The following is a 20,164-nucleotide window of genomic DNA, read 5'->3' on the forward strand; positions in this document are numbered from 1 at the left end:
TGCCCCCGTCCGAACTCACTGCTGGATACCTTGTTCGAGCCAGCGCAGATACCGCTCGCGCGCCGTACGTGCGCGCACGAAAACCTGCTCCAGCGCCGCCGCATCACCTGCGGCAACTGCCGAGCGCAGCGCATCGAGAGTGACCGTGAAACCGTCGATCGCGTCGAGCAATGCGCTGCGGTTCGTAATCGCGATGTCGCGCCACATCACGGCATCGCTCGATGCGATGCGGGTGAAATCTCGAAACCCTCCCGCCGCAAAGCGAAAGATGTCCTCGCTCGCACTCTGGCGCGCAAGACTGTCCACGAGCGCAAACGCCAGCATATGCGGCAGATGGCTGGTCAAGGCGAGGATGCGATCGTGAGCCGCGACGTCCATGCGTACGACCTCGGCGCCGGTCAGCCGCCACATCGCATCCACGATCGCAAGTGCTGCGTCATCGGTATCCGGGAGTGGCGTGAGAATCACCCGGTGGCGTTCGAACAATCCGGCATGCGCTGCCTCCACACCGGACCTCTCCGCACCAGCGATCGGGTGCCCCGGAACCAGGCGTGGCGGCACGCTGCCGAAGACCGCTGCGGCGGCTGCGACCACGCTGCCCTTCACACTGGCGACATCGGTGATCAGCACGTCCGGGCGGCCATGATCACGGATCGCCTCGAAAATCCGTCCGACCGTGAGTGTCGGCACACCGACCACGATCAGGTCGGCCTCTGCAACGGCTGCTTCGAGGCTCTGCGGCGCGGCATCAATCAACCCGGCAGCGAGTGCGTAATCGAGCGAGGCACGGTTGCGGTTGAACGCGGTAATGCGACGTGCAAAACCCTTGTCACGCAGGGCGGCAGCCAGCGAGCCACCGATCAGGCCGAGGCCGACGACCAGAAGCGTATCGATCCGGCGATTCATGTCCGCTGTCTCCGCGGACAGGGACGAACACAACGACGCGGCACGCGCGACACCGGGCCGTCCATCGCTCAGATCACCGCCTGCGGATAGGAACCGAGGATCTTCAGCATCACGGTCTGCTCTTCCAGTTCGCGCAGCACGCGTGCAACCACGGGATCCTCGCGGTGTCCCTCGAACTCGATGAAAAAGAGATAGGTCCAGGTCTCCGACCGCGAAGGCCGTGTATCGATCCGTGTCAGCATCAGTTGTTCACGCTGGAACGGTTCCAGCAGGGCGAACAGCGCACCAGGCTTGTTGTGCGTGGACACGATGATCGAGGTCTTGTCCCTGCCGGCCGGCTTCACCAGTTCACGCCCGATGACCAGGAAGCGTGTCGAGTTGTCGGCATAATCCTGGATGTTCGACGCCAGCCGGTTCAGACCATAGATCTCCCGAGCCACGTCACCGGCGATCGCTGCCACCGTGGCGTCGACTGCCGCGAGCCGTGCCGCTTCGCCGTTGCTGGAGCTTGCCTGCTGCTCGACGTGTGGCCAGTTCTTCTCCAGCCAGCCACGACACTGCGCAAGCGCCTGCTGATGCGCGCAGATACGCCGCACATCCTGCGGCGTGCAGCCAGGCCCGCCGAGCAGATGCAGGCGAATCGGCAGCTCGACCTCACCACAGATCTTCAGCGTCGAGCGGATGAAGTTGTCCAGAGTGTGCGTGACCATGCCTTCGGTGGAATTCTCTACCGGTACCACCCCGTAATCCGCCTCGCCCGATTCGACGGCGTCGAACACCGCATCGATGCTCATCAGCGGCCGGCTGATCACCGCGTGACCGAAATGCTTGACCGCGGCCGCCTGCGTGAACGTGCCCTCCGGACCAAGGAACGCGATCGTCATCGGCTTTTCGAGTGCGAGGCAGGCCGACATGATCTCGCGGAAGATATGCGCGACCTCGTGTGCCGGCAACGGGCCCCGGTTGCGCTCCATCACGGTGTGCAGCACCTGCGCCTCGCGCTCGGGGCGGTAGAAGCTCACCGCCGTCTCGCCGCATCTTCCATGCATGGCGAGCAGTTCGGTCTTCTTGACTTCGGCCACCTGTTGCGCACAACCGGCACGCCGGTTCAGCAGATCCTGCAACTGGAGATCGATACCGTCGATCTCGGCACGGATGCGCGCAAGACGCTCGGCCGGATCGGCAGCGTCGCTGCGTCCGGATTCAGCCATTGCGTTTCGCAAAGTCCTGCATGAAAGCGATCAGGGTTTCGACGGCATCCATGCCGAGTGCGTTATAAATGCTTGCGCGCATGCCGCCGACCGAACGGTGCCCTTCCAGATACAGCAGACCCGCAGCTGTCGCTTCGGCCACGAAGGGTTTCTCCAGCGCCGCATCGCTCACGGTGAACGGTACGTTCATCCACGAACGCGAAGCAGCTTCCACCGGGTTGGCATAGAAACCGCTCGCATCAATGTAACCGTAGAGCCGCTCTGCCTTGCGCCGGTTCGATTCTCCAACCGCAGCCAGCCCACCCTGGCGCTTCAGCCAGTCGAACACCAGTCCGGCGAGATAGATGCTGAACGTCGGCGGCGTGTTGTACATCGATGCGTTCTTCGCCTGCAGCGTCCAGTCGAGCACTGCGGGTGTGCGCGGATCCGCACGCCCGAGCAGTTCGCGGCGTACGATCACGATCACCAGCCCGGCCGGACCGATATTCTTCTGCGCACCGGCGTAGATCACGCCGAAACGATTCACGTCGACAGGCCGTGAGAGGATCGTCGACGACATGTCGGCAACCAGCGGAGTCGAACCGACCTCGGGCACCCAGCCGTACTCGACACCTCCGATCGTCTCGTTCGGCGTGTAGTGCAGATAAGCCGCTGCCGGCGAACGCTGCCACAGATCCTGCGCCGGTACCGTCGTGTAGCGGGTGGCTTGCGCGCTCGCGACCACATTCACGTCACAGTACTTGCGCGCCTCGGCGATCGCCTTCTGGGACCACTGTCCGGTGTCGACGTAATCCGCCGTGGTGGCACCACCGAGCAGGTTCATCGGTATCGCCGCGAACTGCGCCGTCGCTCCGCCCTGCAGGAACAGCACGGCGTAATCGTCGCCGATACCGAGCAGCTCGCACAGATCCGCCTCGGCACGTTCGGCGATGCCGACCATGTCCTTGCCGCGATGGCTCATTTCCATCACCGACAGTCCGCAACCGTGCCAATCGAGCAGCTCGTCGCGCGCCTGTTTCAGCACGGCCTCGGGGAGCGCCGCCGGTCCGGCGCAGAAGTTGAACACTCGTGTCATCGCAGTTTCATCCTCGTTGTATCAGGAACGGAATCGCCAACGGCGACCCGCCATCAGTGGATCGATTCCGGCACCGGCGCATCGGCGTCGGCTGGCGTATCGCCACCATTCGCCTCGGCAATGCGTGCAAGACCGACCAGTGTCTCGCCGTCGCGCATGTTCATGACCTTCACTCCCTGCGTGTTGCGCCCCAGCAGCGAGATCTGCACCACCACCGTGCGCAACAGTGTTCCCTGGTCGCTGATCAGCATCACCTCGTCGTCAGACGAGACATTGATCGCGCCTACCAGCGCACCGTTACGGCTGCTGGTCTGCATCCCAATCACACCCTGGCCGCCGCGACGGTGCAGCGGGAAGTCAGCGGTCGCAGTACGCTTGCCGTACCCGTTGCCGCTCACGGTCAGCACCTGCAGCGCGTCGCCTCCGGGGACGATCAGCGACACCACACGCTGGGCCTCGCCAAGACGCATGCCGCGCACACCATGCGCGGTGCGGCCCATTGCACGCACGTCGACTTCACTGAAGCGGATGGCACGCCCGGAACTGCAGAACAGCATCACCTCGCTGCTGCCATCGGTGATCGCCGTTCCCACCAGGTGATCACCCTCGCCGAGATCGATGGCAATCAGCCCGGCCGAACGCGGCCTCGCGAACGCGACCAGCGGGGTTTTCTTCACCGTGCCGTCCGAGGTCGCCATGAACACGAAACGATCCTCGCCGAACTCCGCGACCGGCAGCAGCGAGGTGATGCGCTCACCGTCCTCGAGTGGCAGCAGGTTGACCAGCGGGCGACCCTTCGCACCCCGCGACGCACTCGGGATCTCGAACACCCGCAGCCAGTAGACACGTCCCCGATCGGAAAAGCACAGGATCGTGTGATGCGAGTTGGCAACCAGCAGGTGCTCAATCGAGTCCTCCTCGCGCACAGGTGCGCCCGAGCGACCGACGCCGCCACGGCGCTGGGCCTGGTACGCATCGAGCGGCTGCGATTTTGCGTATCCGCTGAAAGATACGGTGACTACACGCTCCTCCTGTGGAATCAGGTCTTCCGCGCGCAGGTCCTGGCGGCTGGTGACGATCTCGGTCCGTCGCGCATCGCCGTATTCGGTCGCAACTTCCTCTAGTTCGGTACGAATCACCCGCATCAGGCGAATCGGGTCGGCGAGGATCTCGAGGTAATCCGTGATCTGGGCGAGCTTCTCCTGATATTCCGTGAGCAGCTTCTCATGCTCGAGACCGGTAAGACGGTGCAGACGCAGATCCAGGATCGCCTGCGCCTGCTCTGGTGAAAGGTGATAGTGACCGTCGCGCAGACCGTACTCGCCCGGCAGATCTTCCGGGCGACAGGCGTTCGCGCCTGCCCTGTCGAGCATCGCCAGCACGCCACCGGGGGCCCAGACGCGCGCCACCAGACGCTCGCGTGCATCCATCGGGCTTGCCGAGGCGCGGATCAGCTCGATCACTGCATCGATGTTCGCCAGCGCAACCGCAAGCCCCTCGAGCACGTGACCACGCTCGCGCGCCTTGCGCAGCAGGAACACCGTGCGCCGGGTGACTACCTCGCGCCGATGTCGCAGGAACGCGTCGAGCATTTCCTTGAGGTTCAGTGTGCGCGGCTGGCCGTCTACCAGCGCGACTGCATTGATGCCGAACACGCTCTCGAGCTGTGTCTGCGCATACAGGTTGTTCAGCACCACCTCGCCGGACTCGCCACGGCGCAGTTCGATCACCACCCGTAGCCCGTCCTTGTCCGACTCGTCGCGCAGTTCGCTGATTCCCTCGATGCGCTCGTCCTTGACCAGTTCGGCGATCTTCTCGATCAGCCGTGCCTTGTTCACCTGGTACGGAAGCTCCGTGACCACGATCACATCACGGCCGCCCGCCTTGTCCTCGACGACCTCGGCACACGCGCGCACGTAGATGCGACCCCGACCGGTGCGGTAGGCCTCGACGATGCCCTGGCGCCCGTTGATGATGCCGCCGGTCGGAAAATCGGGTCCCGGCACGTATTCGATCAGCTCATCGACGTCGAGGTCCGGTCGGTCGATCAGCGCCAGGCACGCAGCGATCACCTCGTTCAGGTTGTGCGGCGGGATATTGGTCGCCATTCCGACCGCGATACCCGAAGAGCCGTTGACCAGCAGGTTCGGAACCCGGGTGGGCAGCACTGCCGGGATCTGCTCGGTGCCATCGTAGTTCGGTACGAAATCGACCGTCTCCTTGTCGAGATCGGCCATCAGATCGTGCGCGATGCGACGCATGCGGATCTCGGTATAGCGCATCGCCGCTGCCGAGTCTCCGTCAACGGATCCGAAGTTGCCCTGGCCGTCGACCAGCACGTAGCGCATCGAGAATGGCTGCGCCATGCGCACGATGGTGTCGTAGACGGCCGAATCGCCGTGCGGGTGATACTTGCCGATCACGTCGCCGACCACGCGCGCGGACTTCTTGTACGCCTTGTTCCAATCATTGCCGAGTTCGCTCATCGCGAACAGCACCCGCCGATGCACCGGTTTCAGGCCGTCGCGCACGTCTGGCAGGGCGCGTCCGACGATCACGCTCATCGCGTAATCGAGGTAGGACTGGCGCAGCTCGCCCTCGATACCGACCACAACGACTTCTTTTGCTGATTCGCCCATAATAACCTGAAAAATCAATGGTTTCCACATGCCGGAAAACAGATCGACGGCATCTTTCAGGCATCGATTCCGGCTGCTTCAAAAGGGCGGCATCATAGCATAGCCGGACGATGCGCGGTTAGCCGCCGACCCGCGGTTCGCGCCTGCGGGCCAGCGGGTATACTTGCCGCCGCCCGGCGCGCCCGGTGTCGGTCCTGGAGGGGGTATTGGAGAACGTCGACCACATCATCCATGCGCGCTGGCTGCTGCCGGTCGCACCACGCAATGTGTTGCTCGAGGCGCACAGCGTCGCGCTGCGTGACGGGCGAATCGTGGCGATCGCAGCGCACGATGAAATCACGCGCTGCTTCAGCGCCCCCGGCGAAACCGCACTCGCGCACCATGTGCTGATGCCGGGGCTGGTCAATACGCACGGCCACCTCGCGATGACGCTGCTGCGCGGGCTGGCAGACGACCACGGCCTCACGAGCTGGTTGCAGCAGCATATCTGGCCGGCCGAGGCACGCTGGGTCGGCGAGGATTTCGTGCGCATCGGCACCCGCCTCGCGATCGCCGAGATGCTCGCCGGCGGCACCACCTGCGCGAGCGACATGTATTTCTTTCCCGACGTCGTCGCGGCAACGGTCGTCGAGACGGGTTTCCGTGCCCAGATCGCGTTTCCGGTCCTCGACCACCCCAGTGCCTGGGCGTCCACCGCTGCGGAGTACCTCGCGAAGGGGCTGCAGGTGCGCGACGACTACCGCGGCAATCCGCGCCTGAGCTTCGCATTCGGACCACACGCGCCGTACACCAACAGCGATGCCATGCTCGCACGCATCGCGATGCTCGCGGCCGAACTCGATGCACCGGTACAGATGCACGTGCACGAGACCGCGGGCGAGATACGCGACTCGATCGCGCAACACGGCAAACGGCCCCTGCTCCGCCTCGCGGAACTCGGCCTGCTGTCACCACGCTTCCAGGCCGTGCACATGACCCAAGTCGCAGCCGCCGATCTGGAAGTGCTCGCACGCGAACGCGTGCACGTGCTGCACTGTCCCAGCTCGAACCTGAAGCTCGCGGCTGGCTTTTGCCCGGTACACAGCCTGTGCAACGCCGGGATCAACGTCGCCCTGGGCACCGATGGCGCTGCGAGCAACAATACGCTCGACCTGTTCGCCGAGATGCGCCTGGCAGCACTGCTCGCCAAGGGCAGCAGCGGCGACCCGACTGCCGTATCGGCACATGCGGCATTGCGCATGGCAACCCTGGGCGGCGCCGAGGCACTGGGACTCGCCGAGCGCATCGGCAGTCTCGAGGCTGGCAAGGATGCCGACATGATCGCCGTGAACGTCGCGCGACACGGGTGCCAGCCGATATACGACATGCACTCGGCTCTCGTTTACGCGGGCAGCGCAGCAGCCGTAACCCACGCATGGATCGAGGGCCGTCAACTCCTTGGCGCGGGCTGGCCTTCCGCTCTGGATCACGCGTGTCTGCTGGCCGACGCCGCACACTGGCGCCAGCGCATCGCAGCGCACTGAACACTCCCCATTCATCCTTTGTCAGACGGACTTTCGCGCATGAACGAACAGCACCCGACGCGCAACGTGGATCAGGCGGAAATCGCCAAGTTCGAAGCCCTCGCCAGCCGCTGGTGGGATCGTGCGGGCGACTTCCGCCCGCTGCACCTGATGAATCCGCTGCGCGCGAACTGGATCGATGCACGTGCGCCCGTGGCGGGGCGGCGCGTGCTCGACGTAGGCTGTGGTGGCGGCATCCTCAGCGAGGCACTCGCGCAGCGCGGTGCCGAAGTCACCGGCATCGACATGGGCGAGGCACCGCTGGCGGTGGCCCGCCTGCACCTCGTCGAGTCAGGGCTCGTCATCGACTACCGGCACGCAAGCGCCGAGGAGCTCGCCAACGAAGTTCCCGCCAGCTTCGATATCGTCACCTGCATGGAGGTACTGGAGCACGTACCGGACCCTGCATCGCTGGTGCGCGCCTGCGCGCAACTGGTGCACCCCGGCGGGCACCTGTTCTTCGCCACGATCAACCGCAACCCCAAGAGCTACGTGTTTGCGATTCTCGGTGCCGAACACATCCTGAAACTGTTGCCCAAAGGTACGCACGACTACGCACGCTTCATCCGGCCCTCGGAGCTCGCTGGCTGGGCACGCGCCGCAGGACTCACCCTTGGCGAGGTCGAAGGCATGCTCTACAACCCGATCACGCGCACGTTCAGCCTCGGGCGCGATGTCGACGTGAACTACCTGCTGCACGCGCAGAAGCCCGAGTGAGCGTCGTCGACGGTGGCACGCGGCTGCGTGCCGTTCTGTTCGATCTCGATGGCACGCTGCTCGACACAGCGCCCGATTTCGTGACCGCCGTGAACCACCTGCGGGCAGAACACGATCTGGCTGCGCTGCCGTTTGCAGCAATCCGGGCCACCGTGTCGCATGGAGCACGCGCCCTGATCAAGCTTGCGTTCGGCATCGGCGAGGAAGACCCCGCATTCGAAGCGCTGCGCCGGCGCTTGCTCGTGCTGTACGAACGACGACTGCTCGTGGAGACCGCTCCGTTTGCAGGGATGATCCCGCTGATCGCAGCACTGGCAGCCCACGGCGTGCGCTGGGGTGTGGTCACGAACAAGCCGAACTACCTCGCAGCCCCACTGCTCGCGCACGCTCCGCTCACGCCACCGGCGGCGGTACTGATCTGTCCGGATCACGTGACACGCACCAAGCCCGACCCGGAGCCCTTGCTGCTCGCCTGTACACGCCTCGGCTGCAGCGCAAACGAAGCTATCTATATTGGCGATCACGCACGCGACATCGAAGCCGGGCGCAACGCGGGCATGCACACGATTGCCGCCAGCTACGGCTACCTGCAACCCGGGGAGACGGTCGATGCCTGGTGCGCCGACTACGAAGCTGACTCCGTGGCCGCGATCGAGCACATCCTCTTCACCCGATTCCTTCCCGACCGGGACGACAGGACACCGCCATGACCGAACCTCGCCTCTACCAGGCACCACCCGGACTGCTCGCCGGGCGCAACATCCTCGTCACCGGCGCCGGAGCCGGCATCGGACGCGCAGCCGCGCTCAGCCTTGCTGCCCATGGAGCAACCGCAGTCCTGCTCGGACGCAACCAGGCGCGGCTCGAGGAATGCTATGACACGATCGTCGACGCGGGTGGACCGGAACCCGTGATCCAGGTGCTCGACCTGAAGGACGCCGATGACGCGCTGTACCGCGCGCTGAACGAGCAGATCCTTGAGCATCTCGGCTGCCTGCACGGCGTGCTTCACAATGCTGCACTGCTTGGACCGCGCACACCACTCGAACAGTACCCGAGTGCGAAATGGCTCGAGGTCATGTCCGTGAACCTGAATGCACCGTTCATGCTGACACGCGCGCTGATGCCGGCGCTGCACGCCGCCCCTGACGCCTCGATCGTCTTCACGAGCTCCGGCGTCGGTCGCCGCGGGCGGGCGTACTGGGGCGCCTACGCCGTATCCAAAGCCGGCATCGAAGGGCTGTGCCAGGTATTGGCCGACGAGCTGGCCAATACCAGCACGATCCGTGTCAACTGCATCAACCCCGGCGCGACGAACACCGCGATGCGCCGCGAGGCCTATCCGGCGGAAACACCACAAAGCAACCCGCCACCGGAACGGATCATGGCCGCCTACCTGTACCTGCTGGGACCCGACAGCATCGGTTGCACGGGTGGATCGTTCGACGCACAAGCCCGTTGACCAAGGCATTCCGAGGATGGCGCGATACCCCGCGCCCTCTTCGTGGTGGGAATGCGGCGTCAAATACCCGTCGGACGCTGGCTCGCGAGTCGGTGCGACCATTGAAATTTCTTTTGTCTTTCAATGCATTGGAGCCTGCATCAGCATCGCTGGCACGATAATCGCTTGGGCCTGCGCCACGCGATCATCCGCCACCGCCGAGGGCACGCATGGCCAGCGCCGACATCCTCGAGTTTCCACGTCCCGGAACCGAAATCCCACCACAGCGCGGCACAGCACCGATCGAGCACCCGTTGACCCCGCCAGAACTGCAATTGGCGCACACACTGCACGGACATCTCGATCTCGTGAGCCTGCTGGAGCGCTTTCTCGCCGAAGTACGGCGCGCACAGCCGCTCGAAGGCATCTGCTACTCACCACCGGACTCCGGTGAATGCTTCGTCGCCGGACGCACCAGCGCGGCACGCCTGCGTTCGCGTCTGTACTTCGCTGGGGAGTACCTCGGACAGCTCGAGGCACAGGTGCACGGCGAACTGCACTCCCCGCTCGGCGTGCTGCTCGCTCCGCTGGCCTCGCCGCTACGCAATGCGCTGCACCACCATCGCGTGAAGCTGCTCGCACGCAAGGATTCACTGACCGGCCTCGGTAACCGCATGGCGCTCGATTCGGCGCTGGAAACCGAGCTTGCACGAGCACAACGCTTCGGACAGGCGTTCTCGCTGCTGATCGCCGATATCGACCACTTCAAGCAGATCAACGACACGCTGGGCCACGGCTTCGGTGACCAGGTGATTCGAGCCGTCGCAGGCCAGGTGCACCGCTGCCTGCGCCCCTACGACCAGGCCTTCCGCTACGGTGGCGAGGAGTTCGTGGTGATACTCAGCCAGACCGGCCTCGGCAAGGCGATGCAGGTCGCCGAGCGGTTGCGCAAACGCATCCGCCAGCGCTGCTCCGTCGATACCACCAGCGGGCGCGTCACGGTCAGCATCGGCGTTGGTGAGATCCGCGACGGCGAAAGCATAGACAGGCTGTTCGATCGCACCGACCGCGCGTTGTACCAGGCGAAGCGGGACGGCCGCAACCGCAGCCTTGCGGCAAGCTGACTCAGTCCCGACGCCGACGCGGTGCCGGCACGCGCGCAGCAGCAGACACGGTACCGCGAGCACGGCCTTGGCGCGGTGCGCGCTTTGCCGTCACGCCGGCGGGCGGCGGGCGCCGCGGCAGCTCCATGCCAGCGCAGGCACACAACGCGCGAACTTCATCCTCCGCAAGCTCGCGCCAGGTTCCGCGCCGTTCGCGTGAACCGAGTGCAACCGGACCGAAGCGAACCCGCTTCAGGCGACTGACACGGCAGCCCTGGGACTCCCACAGACGCCGCACCTCGCGATTGCGCCCTTCGCGCAGCGTGACCATGAACCAGCGGTTGCTGCCTTCGCCGGGCAGCTCACGGATCTCGTCGAAAGCGGCCAGGCCGTCCTCGAGCAGGACCCCGGCTCGCAACCGTCCAAGCAGCCCATCGTCGACGGGACCCAGCACCCGCACCAGGTATTCGCGTTCGATCTGCGTGCCAGGGTGCATCAGCCGGTTCGCGAGTTCACCGGAATCCGTCGCCAGCAGCAGACCGGTGGTATTCAGATCGAGCCTTCCGACCAGCACCCAGCGTGCATCACGCAGGCGCGGCAAGGCGGCGAACACGGTCGGCCTCCCCTCGGGATCGCGCCGGCTGCAGATCTCGCCCTCGGGCTTGCTGTACGCGATGACGCGCGGCAACCGGGGTGCTGCCTGCGCAGCGCGCACGGGCTTGCCATCGACCGTGATGCGATCATCGCTGTCGACACGTTGCCCGAGGCTGGCCGTCGCACCGTTCACGGCAACGCGCCCCGCCGTGATCCAGGCTTCGATCTGACGCCGCGAACCCAGACCGAGGTCGGCCAGCGCCTTCTGCAGTCGTATGCCCTCATCCATCGTGCTTTTCGTCCGTAGCAACGCTCTCTTCGTCGAACAGTGGCTCGGCACCGGCATCTGCCCTGCGCAAGGCGTTGACCTCGGTACCTGCCACCTCGATCTCGATCGCGAGCGGGATCTCCGGGCTCACCTGTTCGATATCCTTGATTTCGGCGAGTGTCGGCAGGCCGTCGAGCCCCTTGAGACCGAACTGATCAAGGAACTCACGCGTGGTCGCCAGCAGTTCCGGCCGACCGGGCACATCACGATGGCCCACGACGCGCACCCACTCGCGCTCCTGCAGCGTGCGAATGATGTTCGGGTTCACCGCGACACCACGCACTTCCTCGATATCGCCGCGTGTGATCGGCTGGCGGTACGCGATGATCGCCAGTGTTTCCAGCAGCGCACGCGAGTAGCGCGCCGGCTTCTCTTCCCACAGCCGCGATATCCACTGGCCCAGTTCCCGGCGCACCTGCAGACGGTAGCCGCTCGCCACCTCGCAGAGCTCGACGCCACGCCCGGCGCAATCCACCGCAAGTTCATCGACTGCCGCCCGCAACTCCTCTTCCGAGGGGCGGTCCGTGAGATCGAAAAGCTGCATCAACTCCTCGAGCGTCAACGGCCTGCCGGCTGCCAGCAGAGCACCCTCAATGATCGACTTCAACTGCATCCTGCCCCCGAGGCTTCACATGAATGGGTCCGAACGGCTGCGGCTGCACGAGTTCGATCAGCGACTCCTTGATCAGCTCCATGACCGCAAGAAAGGTCACCACCACGCCCATGCGTCCCTCGTCGAAACGGAACAGGCTGATGAACGGCACGAACTGGGGCGCCTGCAGACGCCCCAGGATCTCGGCCATCCGCTCGCGGGTCGACAGGCGCTCCATCTGCACGTGATGGCTGACGGTCATCGCCGCGCGCCGCATCACTTCGGCGAACGCGAGCAGCAGTTCGCGTAACTCCACGTGCGGCTGCGGGCGTTCGCGACGCGTATCGGGACGCTCCACCTGCGCCACGAACACGTCGCGCTCGAGCCGCGGCAGCGCATCCAGATCCTCGGCCGCCTGCTTGAACTGCTCGTACTCCTGCAGGCGACGAATCAGGTCTGCTCGCGGATCGGCCTCTTCGTCGGCCACACCACCCTGGCGCGGCAGCAGCATGCGCGACTTGATCTCGGCCAGCATCGCCGACATCACGAGGTATTCGGCGGCAAGCTCGAATTGCATCGCGTCCATCAGTTCGACGTAGCGCATGTACTGTTCGGTGATTTCGGCGACGTTGATTTCCAGGATATCGAGATTCTGGCGCCGGATCAGATACAGCAGCAGGTCGAGAGGGCCCTCGAAGGCCTCCAGAAATACTTCCAGCGCCTCCGGCGGAATATAGAGGTCACGCGGCAGCACGGTGAGCGGCTTGCCGTGCACGAAGGCAAGTGGCAGCTCCTGCTGTTCGCCCGCCCCTGCTTCACGCTGGGATTCCTCTGTGTCTGGCTGCTCCACTGCGGCTCCCGTCGCTTGGGCGCGCCACATCGTACGCGCCAGGAAAAAGGCGGCGGATTATAGCCGTCGGCACCGACCGATCCCAAATCGCGGCTTCATTCGAAGGCGCGCACGTCCCCCTTGCCACGCCGGGTTACCAGTGGTGCCCCCCCGGCAAGGTCGATCACGCTGGTGGGCTCGAGGCCGCAGCCACCCCCATCGATGATCAGATCGACCTGATGCCCGAGGCGCTGCTGCATTTCCTCGGCATCGGTCAACGGCAACTCATCGCCGGGCAGCGTCAATGTCACACTCATCAACGGTTCGTCGAGCAGCTCGAGCAATGCCAGCACGATCGCGTTGTCCGGAACACGCATCCCGATGGTCTTGCGTCGCGGGTGCATGAGCCGCCGCGGCACTTCGGCGGTAGCCTTCAATATGAATGTGTATGGCCCGGGCGTGTGGTTGCGCAGCAACCTGAAACTGGCGTTGTCGACGAGTGCATAGGTCGACAATTCCGACAGGTCGCGACAGACGAGCGTGAAATTGTGCTTCTCGTCGAGCCGGCGGATCGCCCGGATGCGATCGAGTGCTGCCTTGTCGCCGAGGTGGCAGCCCAGCGCGTAGGCCGAATCGGTGGGATAGATGATCACGGCTCCGGAACGCAGGCGATCGACGACCTGCAGCAACAGCCGCCGCTGCGGGTTCACCGGATGTATCTGCAGTACGACGCTCACGGGTCGCGAGTGTAATGCCGCCCCACGGGTCGATCAAACCCATTGCTCCCAGAGTGCATCGAGCCCCGGCGGCAGTGGCGGAATCCGTGCCGGATGGTTCCAGCCCGCGCGACGATGGAAATCGCTGCCCGCAGAGGCGCGCAACTGCGCCTCGCGCGTCACGCGAGCGAGCACCTCGAGTTCACCGGCTGCCAACCCCGGCATCGCAACCTCGAGCGCATCACCTCCGGCAGCACGAAATTCCGCCACCAGCGCACGCAAGCCGCCGCGGCTCAGCCGGTACGCATGCGGATGGGCGAGTACCGTACTTCCGCCCGCAGCCCGGATCCACTCGAGCACCTCGTGCAGCGGCGGCCACTCGACACGGCAGGCTGCGGGCTTCCCCCTCCCGAGGTAACGCCGGAACGCCTCGTCGACACTGCGCACCCGACCGCTGGCGACGAGGAAATGTGCGAAATGCGGCCTGCCGATCCCCGCTCCGCCGGCGGCAGCCTCAGCCCCTGCCAGCGCCCCGCCGACGCCCAGATATTCGAGGCGATCGGCGATGCGTTCTGCGCGTTCGCGGCGCCGCAACTGCTGCCTGCACACCGCCTGGCGCAGTACCGGATGGTCCGGATCGAAGCCCAGCCCGAGCACGTGTACCTCACGACGCCCGGCCTCGACCGAGAACTCGATGCCCGGCAGCAGGCGCAGCATCTGTGCCTGTACGGCCGGCAGCCCCTGCGCCCGCTCCCAGCCATCGAGCGTGTCATGGTCCGTTATCGCGACCAGCCCCACGCCTGCCTCAGCCTGCAGCGCAAGCAGTTCACGCGCGGTGAGTTCACCGTCAGAAGCGTTGGTGTGGGTATGCAGATCGACCAGCATCACGCCTGCCTGTGCCGAAACCGTTGCGGGGCGCTAGAATAGTCGCAATCGACCGTCAGGCGTGACGCAATCCCCGCACGACGACCAACGCTCTCCCCGAGGCGCCTCGCCCCTTACGCCATGAAACAGATCGCAGAACTGATTCCGGTCATCCTGTTCTTTGCCACCTATCAACTCGACGGACGCACGCTCGGAGTCGCCGGTTGGGAGTACCGTTTCGACGGCATCTATTCCGCCACTGCGGTACTGATGATCGCCACGGTGGTGCAACTGGTGCTCACGCGCCTGGTCAGCGGACACGTGGAAAGGCGCCTGCTGCTGCTGACCGCCGTCGTTTGCGCTTTCGGGGGCGCCACGCTGGCCTTGCACAACGAACTGTTCATCCAGTGGAAGCCGACGATCTTCAACTGGGCGCTCGCGGCAGCATTCCTCGTCACGCGCGCATGGAGTGGGCGCACGGTAATGGAGCGCGCCATCGGCACCCAGCTCGAGCTTCCGGCGCAAGCCTGGCGCAAGGTGGACACGCTGTGGATCGCGAACTTCCTGATCGTCGGTTCGCTGAACCTGTTCGTCGCCTACCGGTTCAGCGAGTCGGCGTGGGTCAGCTACAAGCTGTACAGTTCGATCGGCTTCACGCTGCTGGTTACGGCGCTGACCGTGGCGCTGCTGATGCCTTATATGAAGAACGACGGCGAACCGCCCGCCGGCTCCTGCTGAACCGTCCCGCGAGGCCTGCCCATGCTCTGCTACGCCATCCTCGCCGAGGACGTCCCGGATTCACTCGCCAGGCGTCTCGCGGCGCGGCCTGCCCATCTCGCACGGCTGCAGACCCTGCGCGACGAAGGCCGGCTGCTGCTGGCCGGGCCGCATCCGGCGGCAGACTGCGAAGACCCCGGCGTGGCCGGTTTCAGCGGCAGCCTGGTGGTGGCACGCTTCGACGACCTCGCAAGCGCCGAGGCATGGGCTGCAGACGACCCGTACGTGCATGCCGGCGTGTATGCCACCGTCCGTGTCAAGCCGTTCAGGAAAGTTCTACCGTGAACTCAAAAATCCTGTTGACACCATACAAATTGCAACTAGATTAATGCGTTATCGATTGAACCGAATCCATTATCAGAGCTCGTCCATGTTGTTCAGGCTTATCGTCACGGCTCTGCTGGGCAGCTTCCTCCTGAGCCAGCCGGCCACGGCACAGGATCGCCGCTATGTCGACGACACCCGCAGCGTACCGTTGCGCTCCGACGCCTTCGCGGAAGCCTCACCGATACGCGCCGGGGTGCCGAGTGGCTCGGCCGTCACACTGCTCTCGGAACGCGCGGAAACCGGCTGGGCGCTGGTGCGGACCGAAGACGGCACCGAGGGCTGGATTCCGACCCGCTATCTCAAACGGGAAGCCGGACCGCGCTACCAGATCATCAACGCCTTGCGTCAGCTCGGGCAGCCCGACGACGGCAGCGTAGCGCTCTCGGCTGCGATCGAGCAGGCACGCAAACAGCTCGACGAAACGGTGACTGCACGCGATGCACTGCTTGCCGAGCTGGCCGAGCTGAAGAAGGTGTCCGGTTCTGCCCAGCAACTCGATGCAAGCAATCGGGAAATGGGGCGCCAGCTCGAGGAAATGAAGAACCGTATCGGCGTACTGGAAGCGGAAAACCAGCGCCTGCACGACGATGCATGGCAGAAGTGGTTCATCAACGGTGTGTGGGCGACGGGCATCGGTGGCGTACTGACGCTGTTGCTGCCGCGACTTGTCCCACAACGGCGTCGCCGTTCGGAATGGACTTGATGCCGTGAACCGCAGTCCCTGCAAGACCTGGTGGACTCCCCGATGATGAAACGACTTCTTGCCCTGCTCGCCGTAACCTACGCAGCGCTGCTGTTCCATCCAGTCGCGGCACGCACCGACGCGAGCGCGAATCCGCGCGTCGAGATTCGCACCAACGCCGGCAGCTTCATCGTCGAGCTGTACCCGGAAGACGCTCCACTGACGGTGGCAAACTTTCTCTCGCATGTGGACAGCGGTTTCTACGCAGGAACGATCTTTCACCGCGTGATCCCGAATTTCATGATCCAGGGCGGCGGGTTCACAGCGGCAATGGAGCAGAAGCCGGAGGGCGAACTGGTCCGGAACGAGTCGCACAATCGCCTGCACAACGAGCGCGGCACGATCGCGATGGCACGCACCGCGGACCCCGACAGCGCGTCTGCACAATTTTTCGTGAACGTGCGTGCGAATCTCACTCTCGATTTCAACTATGTCACGCGAGAGCCAGGCTATACGGTATTCGGTCGTGTCGTCGACGGCATGGACGTGATCGACGGGATCTCGCTGGTCGGCACGCACAGCGCGGGGTCATTCGACGACGTGCCGGTGAATCCGATCGTGATCGAATCGGCGCGACGCGTCGAATGAGCGTTGCGCTCTCGATCAACCTGAACAAGATCGCGCTGATCCGCAATTCGCGCGTCGGCGACTACCCGAGCGTGACCGAACACGCAGCGCTGTGCATCGCGGCTGGCGCCGACGGCATCACCGTGCATCCACGCCCGGACCAGCGCCACATCCGTGCCAGCGACGTACCCGCGCTGGCAGCCATGGTTCGCGTGGAACTCAACGTCGAGGGCAATCCCTTCGCAGGTCCCGCAACCAGCCATCGCCCGGACGTGGCCGATTACCCCGGCTTCATGCCGCTGGTGTGTGCGGTACGGCCGGTACAGTGCACGCTGGTTCCGGACGCCGATACGCAACTCACCTCGGACCACGGCTTCGACCTGCGAAGGGATGGCGAGCGGTTGCGACCGCTGATCGCGCAACTGCGTGCGCTGGGGATCCGGGTCAGCCTGTTCATGGATCCCGATCCGGATCAGATCCGTCTCGCTGCCGCTTGTGGCGCCGACCGGGTCGAGCTCTACACCGGGCCCTACGCGGCCGCCTTTGCAGCCGGAGCAGAGCGCACGATGATCCTGCGCCCGCACGCCGAGGCAGCGCAGGTTGCCCACGACCTCGGTCTCGGCGTCAATGCCGGCCACGATCTGAGCCTCCACAACCTGCGCCCCTATGCAGAAGCAGTACCCGGGCTGCTGGAGGTCTCGATCGGACATGCCTTCACCGTCGATGCGTTGCGCATGGGCATGAGCGCCGCAGTGGTGGCGTACCAGCGCTGCCTCGGAAAGACGGCCTGAGCGAAACACACCGGCCCTGCGTGCGTTGACCCGTGCTGCAAGGCCGCGTTAGCCTGCCGCGTCCAGCTCCCGGAGCCGATACCCATGCACGTCCAGGACACGGACCGTACCGCGCCTGCGGCCGGCGGCGCACGACGACAGCGTCGATCGATCGTACTCGCATTGCTGGTGGGTGCGCTGCTCGCAGCCACCGTGCTGGTGCTCGGCGATCTGTGGCTGCGCAACCCGCTCCCCGAGCGCTCGACCTCCGTTGCTTCTGGCGATGTGATGCAGGCTCCTGCCGCGCCGTCCGCGGCCATCACTCCTGCCCCTGCCACACAGCCCACGGCAGACATCGACCAGACGGGCCCCGCCGCGGCCCCGCTACCTGCGCTGGCAGACAGTGACGACGAGGTGCGAGGCACACTCACCGAACTGCTGCCGGTCACCCTGCATCCCAGCCTCGCACCATCGAGTCTGGTGGCGCGGGCCGCTTCGCTGCTCGACAGCTTTGCGCATGGCCGCGTGGTGCGCGACAAACTGCCGCTGCCGACGGTGCCCGGCAAGACCGTGGCGATCGAGCGCGGTGGACGGCTCTTTCTCGATCCAGCGAACCACGCACGTTACGACACGCTCGTCTCGGCACTGGAGTCGATCGACGCGAAAGCCCTGGCACATTGGTATCTGCGCTACGAACCGCTGTTGCAACAGGCCTGTACCGAACTCGGCAACGGCGACATCCGGGCACGCACGCTCTTGCTGGGAGGCATCGACACCATGCTGGGTGCGCCGATCGCACCGCCACAGATCGCGCTGGTGCAACCTGCGGTTTTCTACAAGTTTGCCGATCCGGCACTGGAGTCACTGCCGGACAGCCAGAAACTGCTGCTGCGCATCGGTCCGCACAATCGCGAGATCGTCACGGCATGGCTCGTGGGCTTCGCGAACCAGCTGCGCTGAACGCCCTCAATCGAGATACTTCTCGAGGATATCGGCCCCGTTGAACTCGGCACCGAGCACTGCGATGAACGTATAGACCCCGATCAGCTTGCGATTGAGGAACACGAATTCCTGCGGCGGGACACGGAAATACGGGCTGAAGGCAGCCTTCGTCGCACGCGAGGCGACTCGCGACGGCAGGTCGCTGTGGCGCCAGCGATACTGTCCTTCGGCATTCAGCGCCTCTTCGGGAACATTTCCCGGACGGCACACCAGCGGCTCGATCACTCCTGCGCACACCTCGGCGAAAGACTGCTGCACATGCGGCGGATACTCCGGGCGGATGAAGCGCAACGCCAGCGCCCCTTCCCGCACGGCATCGAGATCACCGCGGTAGGCGCCGATGATCATCCGTTGCAACGGCATGATGAATTCGTCCGGATACTCCTGCACGGCACCGAAGTCGAGCAATACCAGCCGGTCGCGCGCACGCGCGTTCGCTGCCGGGCGGACGCGGTAATTGCCGAAATTCGGATCGGTCTGCAGCTCCTTCCACTCGAAGATTTCGCGCAGGAACAGCTCGAGGAACGCCCGTCCGATCTCGTTGCGGCGCGACTGCGGCAAGGCCTCGACATCGGCGCTGCTCACCGCATAGCCCTGCTCGAAGGTGGTCGCCAGCACGTGCGCCGTCGAGTAGCGATCGATCACCTCGGGAACGACGAAACGCGGGTCACGCTGCAGGCGGGCACGGAACGCCATCGTCTTGGCTGCCTCCAGCGTGTAGTCGACCTCGCGATGGAGCATCGCGCGCACCTCTTCGAGCCATGCGCTGAACTCCTCGCTCGCCGATACCATACGTCCGATCTGCAACAGGCCGACCACCGCGTCGATATCGACGTCGATCGAATCCGCCACGCCCGGGTACTGCACCTTCAGGCACAGTGCAGCGCCGCCGTTGCGCGGATGCGCCAGATGAACCTGTCCGAGCGAGGCAGCACCGATCGGCACCGGATCGATATCCAGCTCCGCCAGCCGGGCACGCCCGAGTTCGCGCTCCAGCTCCCGGCGGATCACCGGCCATTCGAGCGCAACGGTACGGTCCTCGAGCGAGTGCAACGCTGCCGTGACTTCCTCGGGCAGAAAGTGCTCGCCGTAGAGCGCGAGCATCTGGCCGATCTTGACCACGCTGCCCTTGAGCTTGCCGAGTTCCTCGACCAGGAAGCGGGCCTGCTCGCCGAGCGCTGCGCGCCGGCGCTCGGCCCGCAGCGCTCGCGGCAACAGCAACGAGGTCGCCGATTGCGCCATGTAGCGAGTACCCGCGAGCAGGGTGCTGCGCGTCAGGCTCAGTCGCCGCTCGAAGCTGCCGGTGCGGATCCGTGTCAGTGTCGTCCTTTCGCGCTCTGTCATCCAACGATGCCCTCGAATCCTGCCGCCACTGTAACGCATCGCGGTTATACTGCGCGCC

The 20,164-nt window shown here is 65.0% G+C and carries 21 protein-coding genes; 11 read left to right on the forward strand and 10 right to left on the reverse strand.

The window, feature by feature from the left end; genetic code table 11:
* Nucleotides 1-15: 15 nt before the first annotated feature.
* The 4 genes from H7A12_02515 to gyrA form a co-directional block, all read right to left on the reverse strand.
* Entirely contained in the window at nucleotides 16-906 is an 891-nt protein-coding gene (locus H7A12_02515) for a prephenate dehydrogenase/arogenate dehydrogenase family protein (GenBank protein ID MCP5319693.1), read from the reverse strand.
* 68 nt (nucleotides 907-974) lie between these two features.
* Nucleotides 975-2,117 (reverse strand): prephenate dehydratase, encoded by a 1,143-nt coding sequence (pheA, locus tag H7A12_02520; protein MCP5319694.1) that lies wholly within the window; start codon nucleotides 2,115-2,117, stop codon nucleotides 975-977.
* The gene (serC, locus tag H7A12_02525) at nucleotides 2,110-3,192 is read right to left on the reverse strand and encodes a 3-phosphoserine/phosphohydroxythreonine transaminase (GenBank protein ID MCP5319695.1); all 1,083 of its coding nucleotides are present in this window, start codon (nucleotides 3,190-3,192) and stop codon (nucleotides 2,110-2,112) included. Before serC ends, pheA begins: the two co-directional genes overlap by 8 nt.
* A 53-nt stretch (nucleotides 3,193-3,245) precedes the next feature.
* The gene (gene gyrA, locus H7A12_02530; GenBank protein ID MCP5319696.1) at nucleotides 3,246-5,831 is read right to left on the reverse strand and encodes a DNA gyrase subunit A; all 2,586 of its coding nucleotides are present in this window, start codon (nucleotides 5,829-5,831) and stop codon (nucleotides 3,246-3,248) included.
* A gap of 194 nt (nucleotides 5,832-6,025) precedes the next feature.
* Between gyrA and H7A12_02535 the strand changes: the two genes are divergently transcribed.
* The 5 genes from H7A12_02535 (at nucleotide 6,026) to H7A12_02555 (ending at nucleotide 10,675) form a co-directional block, all read left to right on the forward strand.
* Entirely contained in the window at nucleotides 6,026-7,354 is a 1,329-nt protein-coding gene (locus H7A12_02535) for a TRZ/ATZ family hydrolase (GenBank protein ID MCP5319697.1), read from the forward strand.
* Nucleotides 7,355-7,393: 39 nt separating this feature from the next.
* Nucleotides 7,394-8,110, forward strand: coding sequence for a bifunctional 2-polyprenyl-6-hydroxyphenol methylase/3-demethylubiquinol 3-O-methyltransferase UbiG (gene ubiG / locus H7A12_02540; GenBank protein ID MCP5319698.1), 717 nt, complete (start codon nucleotides 7,394-7,396; stop codon nucleotides 8,108-8,110).
* Nucleotides 8,111-8,133: 23 nt separating this feature from the next.
* A complete protein-coding gene (locus H7A12_02545; GenBank protein ID MCP5319699.1) occupies nucleotides 8,134-8,820 on the forward strand; it encodes an HAD-IA family hydrolase in 687 nt (228 codons plus the stop codon).
* Complete coding sequence (locus tag H7A12_02550; protein ID MCP5319700.1) at nucleotides 8,817-9,572, forward strand: YciK family oxidoreductase; 756 nt, start codon at nucleotides 8,817-8,819, stop codon at nucleotides 9,570-9,572. The genes H7A12_02545 and H7A12_02550 overlap by 4 nt, the downstream gene beginning before the upstream one ends.
* 209 nt (nucleotides 9,573-9,781) lie before the next feature.
* Nucleotides 9,782-10,675: a GGDEF domain-containing protein gene (locus H7A12_02555; GenBank protein MCP5319701.1), complete on the forward strand. Its 894-nt coding sequence runs from the start codon at nucleotides 9,782-9,784 to the stop codon at nucleotides 10,673-10,675.
* A 1-nt stretch (nucleotide 10,676) separates the two neighbouring features.
* Here the strand turns inward: H7A12_02555 and H7A12_02560 are convergent, their stop codons facing one another.
* From H7A12_02560 to H7A12_02580, 5 genes are all read right to left on the reverse strand, one after another.
* A complete protein-coding gene (locus H7A12_02560; protein ID MCP5319702.1) occupies nucleotides 10,677-11,537 on the reverse strand; it encodes an rRNA pseudouridine synthase in 861 nt (286 codons plus the stop codon).
* Nucleotides 11,530-12,189, reverse strand: a complete 660-nt coding sequence (gene scpB, locus H7A12_02565; protein ID MCP5319703.1) for an SMC-Scp complex subunit ScpB — start codon at nucleotides 12,187-12,189, stop codon at nucleotides 11,530-11,532. The genes H7A12_02560 and scpB overlap by 8 nt, the downstream gene beginning before the upstream one ends.
* Nucleotides 12,167-13,048, reverse strand: a complete 882-nt coding sequence (locus tag H7A12_02570) for a segregation/condensation protein A (protein MCP5319704.1) — start codon at nucleotides 13,046-13,048, stop codon at nucleotides 12,167-12,169. The genes scpB and H7A12_02570 overlap by 23 nt, the downstream gene beginning before the upstream one ends.
* A 65-nt stretch (nucleotides 13,049-13,113) precedes the next feature.
* Nucleotides 13,114-13,734, reverse strand: coding sequence for a threonylcarbamoyl-AMP synthase (locus H7A12_02575; protein MCP5319705.1), 621 nt, complete (start codon nucleotides 13,732-13,734; stop codon nucleotides 13,114-13,116).
* Nucleotides 13,735-13,767: 33 nt separating this feature from the next.
* Nucleotides 13,768-14,598 (reverse strand): PHP domain-containing protein, encoded by an 831-nt coding sequence (locus H7A12_02580; protein MCP5319706.1) that lies wholly within the window; start codon nucleotides 14,596-14,598, stop codon nucleotides 13,768-13,770.
* Nucleotides 14,599-14,718: 120 nt separating this feature from the next.
* On the opposite strand from H7A12_02580, the gene H7A12_02585 reads away from it, so the two are divergent.
* The 6 genes from H7A12_02585 to H7A12_02610 all read left to right on the forward strand — a co-directional run bounded on the left by H7A12_02585 (nucleotide 14,719) and on the right by H7A12_02610 (nucleotide 18,720).
* Nucleotides 14,719-15,315, forward strand: coding sequence for a septation protein IspZ (locus tag H7A12_02585; GenBank protein ID MCP5319707.1), 597 nt, complete (start codon nucleotides 14,719-14,721; stop codon nucleotides 15,313-15,315).
* Nucleotides 15,316-15,336: 21 nt separating this feature from the next.
* Nucleotides 15,337-15,639 (forward strand): YciI family protein, encoded by a 303-nt coding sequence (locus H7A12_02590; GenBank protein MCP5319708.1) that lies wholly within the window; start codon nucleotides 15,337-15,339, stop codon nucleotides 15,637-15,639.
* 85 nt (nucleotides 15,640-15,724) lie between these two features.
* Entirely contained in the window at nucleotides 15,725-16,384 is a 660-nt protein-coding gene (locus H7A12_02595; GenBank protein ID MCP5319709.1) for a TIGR04211 family SH3 domain-containing protein, read from the forward strand.
* A 42-nt stretch (nucleotides 16,385-16,426) separates the two neighbouring features.
* Nucleotides 16,427-17,011, forward strand: coding sequence for a peptidylprolyl isomerase (locus H7A12_02600; GenBank protein MCP5319710.1), 585 nt, complete (start codon nucleotides 16,427-16,429; stop codon nucleotides 17,009-17,011).
* Nucleotides 17,008-17,781: a pyridoxine 5'-phosphate synthase gene (locus H7A12_02605; GenBank protein ID MCP5319711.1), complete on the forward strand. Its 774-nt coding sequence runs from the start codon at nucleotides 17,008-17,010 to the stop codon at nucleotides 17,779-17,781. Before H7A12_02600 ends, H7A12_02605 begins: the two co-directional genes overlap by 4 nt.
* An 84-nt stretch (nucleotides 17,782-17,865) precedes the next feature.
* Nucleotides 17,866-18,720 carry a DUF3014 domain-containing protein gene (locus tag H7A12_02610; GenBank protein ID MCP5319712.1) on the forward strand — a complete coding sequence of 285 codons (855 nt, stop codon included), beginning with the start codon at nucleotides 17,866-17,868 and terminating at the stop codon, nucleotides 18,718-18,720.
* A 6-nt stretch (nucleotides 18,721-18,726) separates the two neighbouring features.
* On the opposite strand, the gene H7A12_02615 is transcribed toward H7A12_02610, so the two are convergent.
* Nucleotides 18,727-20,106: an AarF/ABC1/UbiB kinase family protein gene (locus tag H7A12_02615; GenBank protein MCP5319713.1), complete on the reverse strand. Its 1,380-nt coding sequence runs from the start codon at nucleotides 20,104-20,106 to the stop codon at nucleotides 18,727-18,729.
* Between the last annotated feature and the right edge of the window lie 58 nt (nucleotides 20,107-20,164).

The sequence above is a fragment of the Pseudomonadales bacterium genome (assembly GCA_024234165.1).
Lineage (GTDB): Bacteria > Pseudomonadota > Gammaproteobacteria > Pseudomonadales > UBA5518 > UBA5518.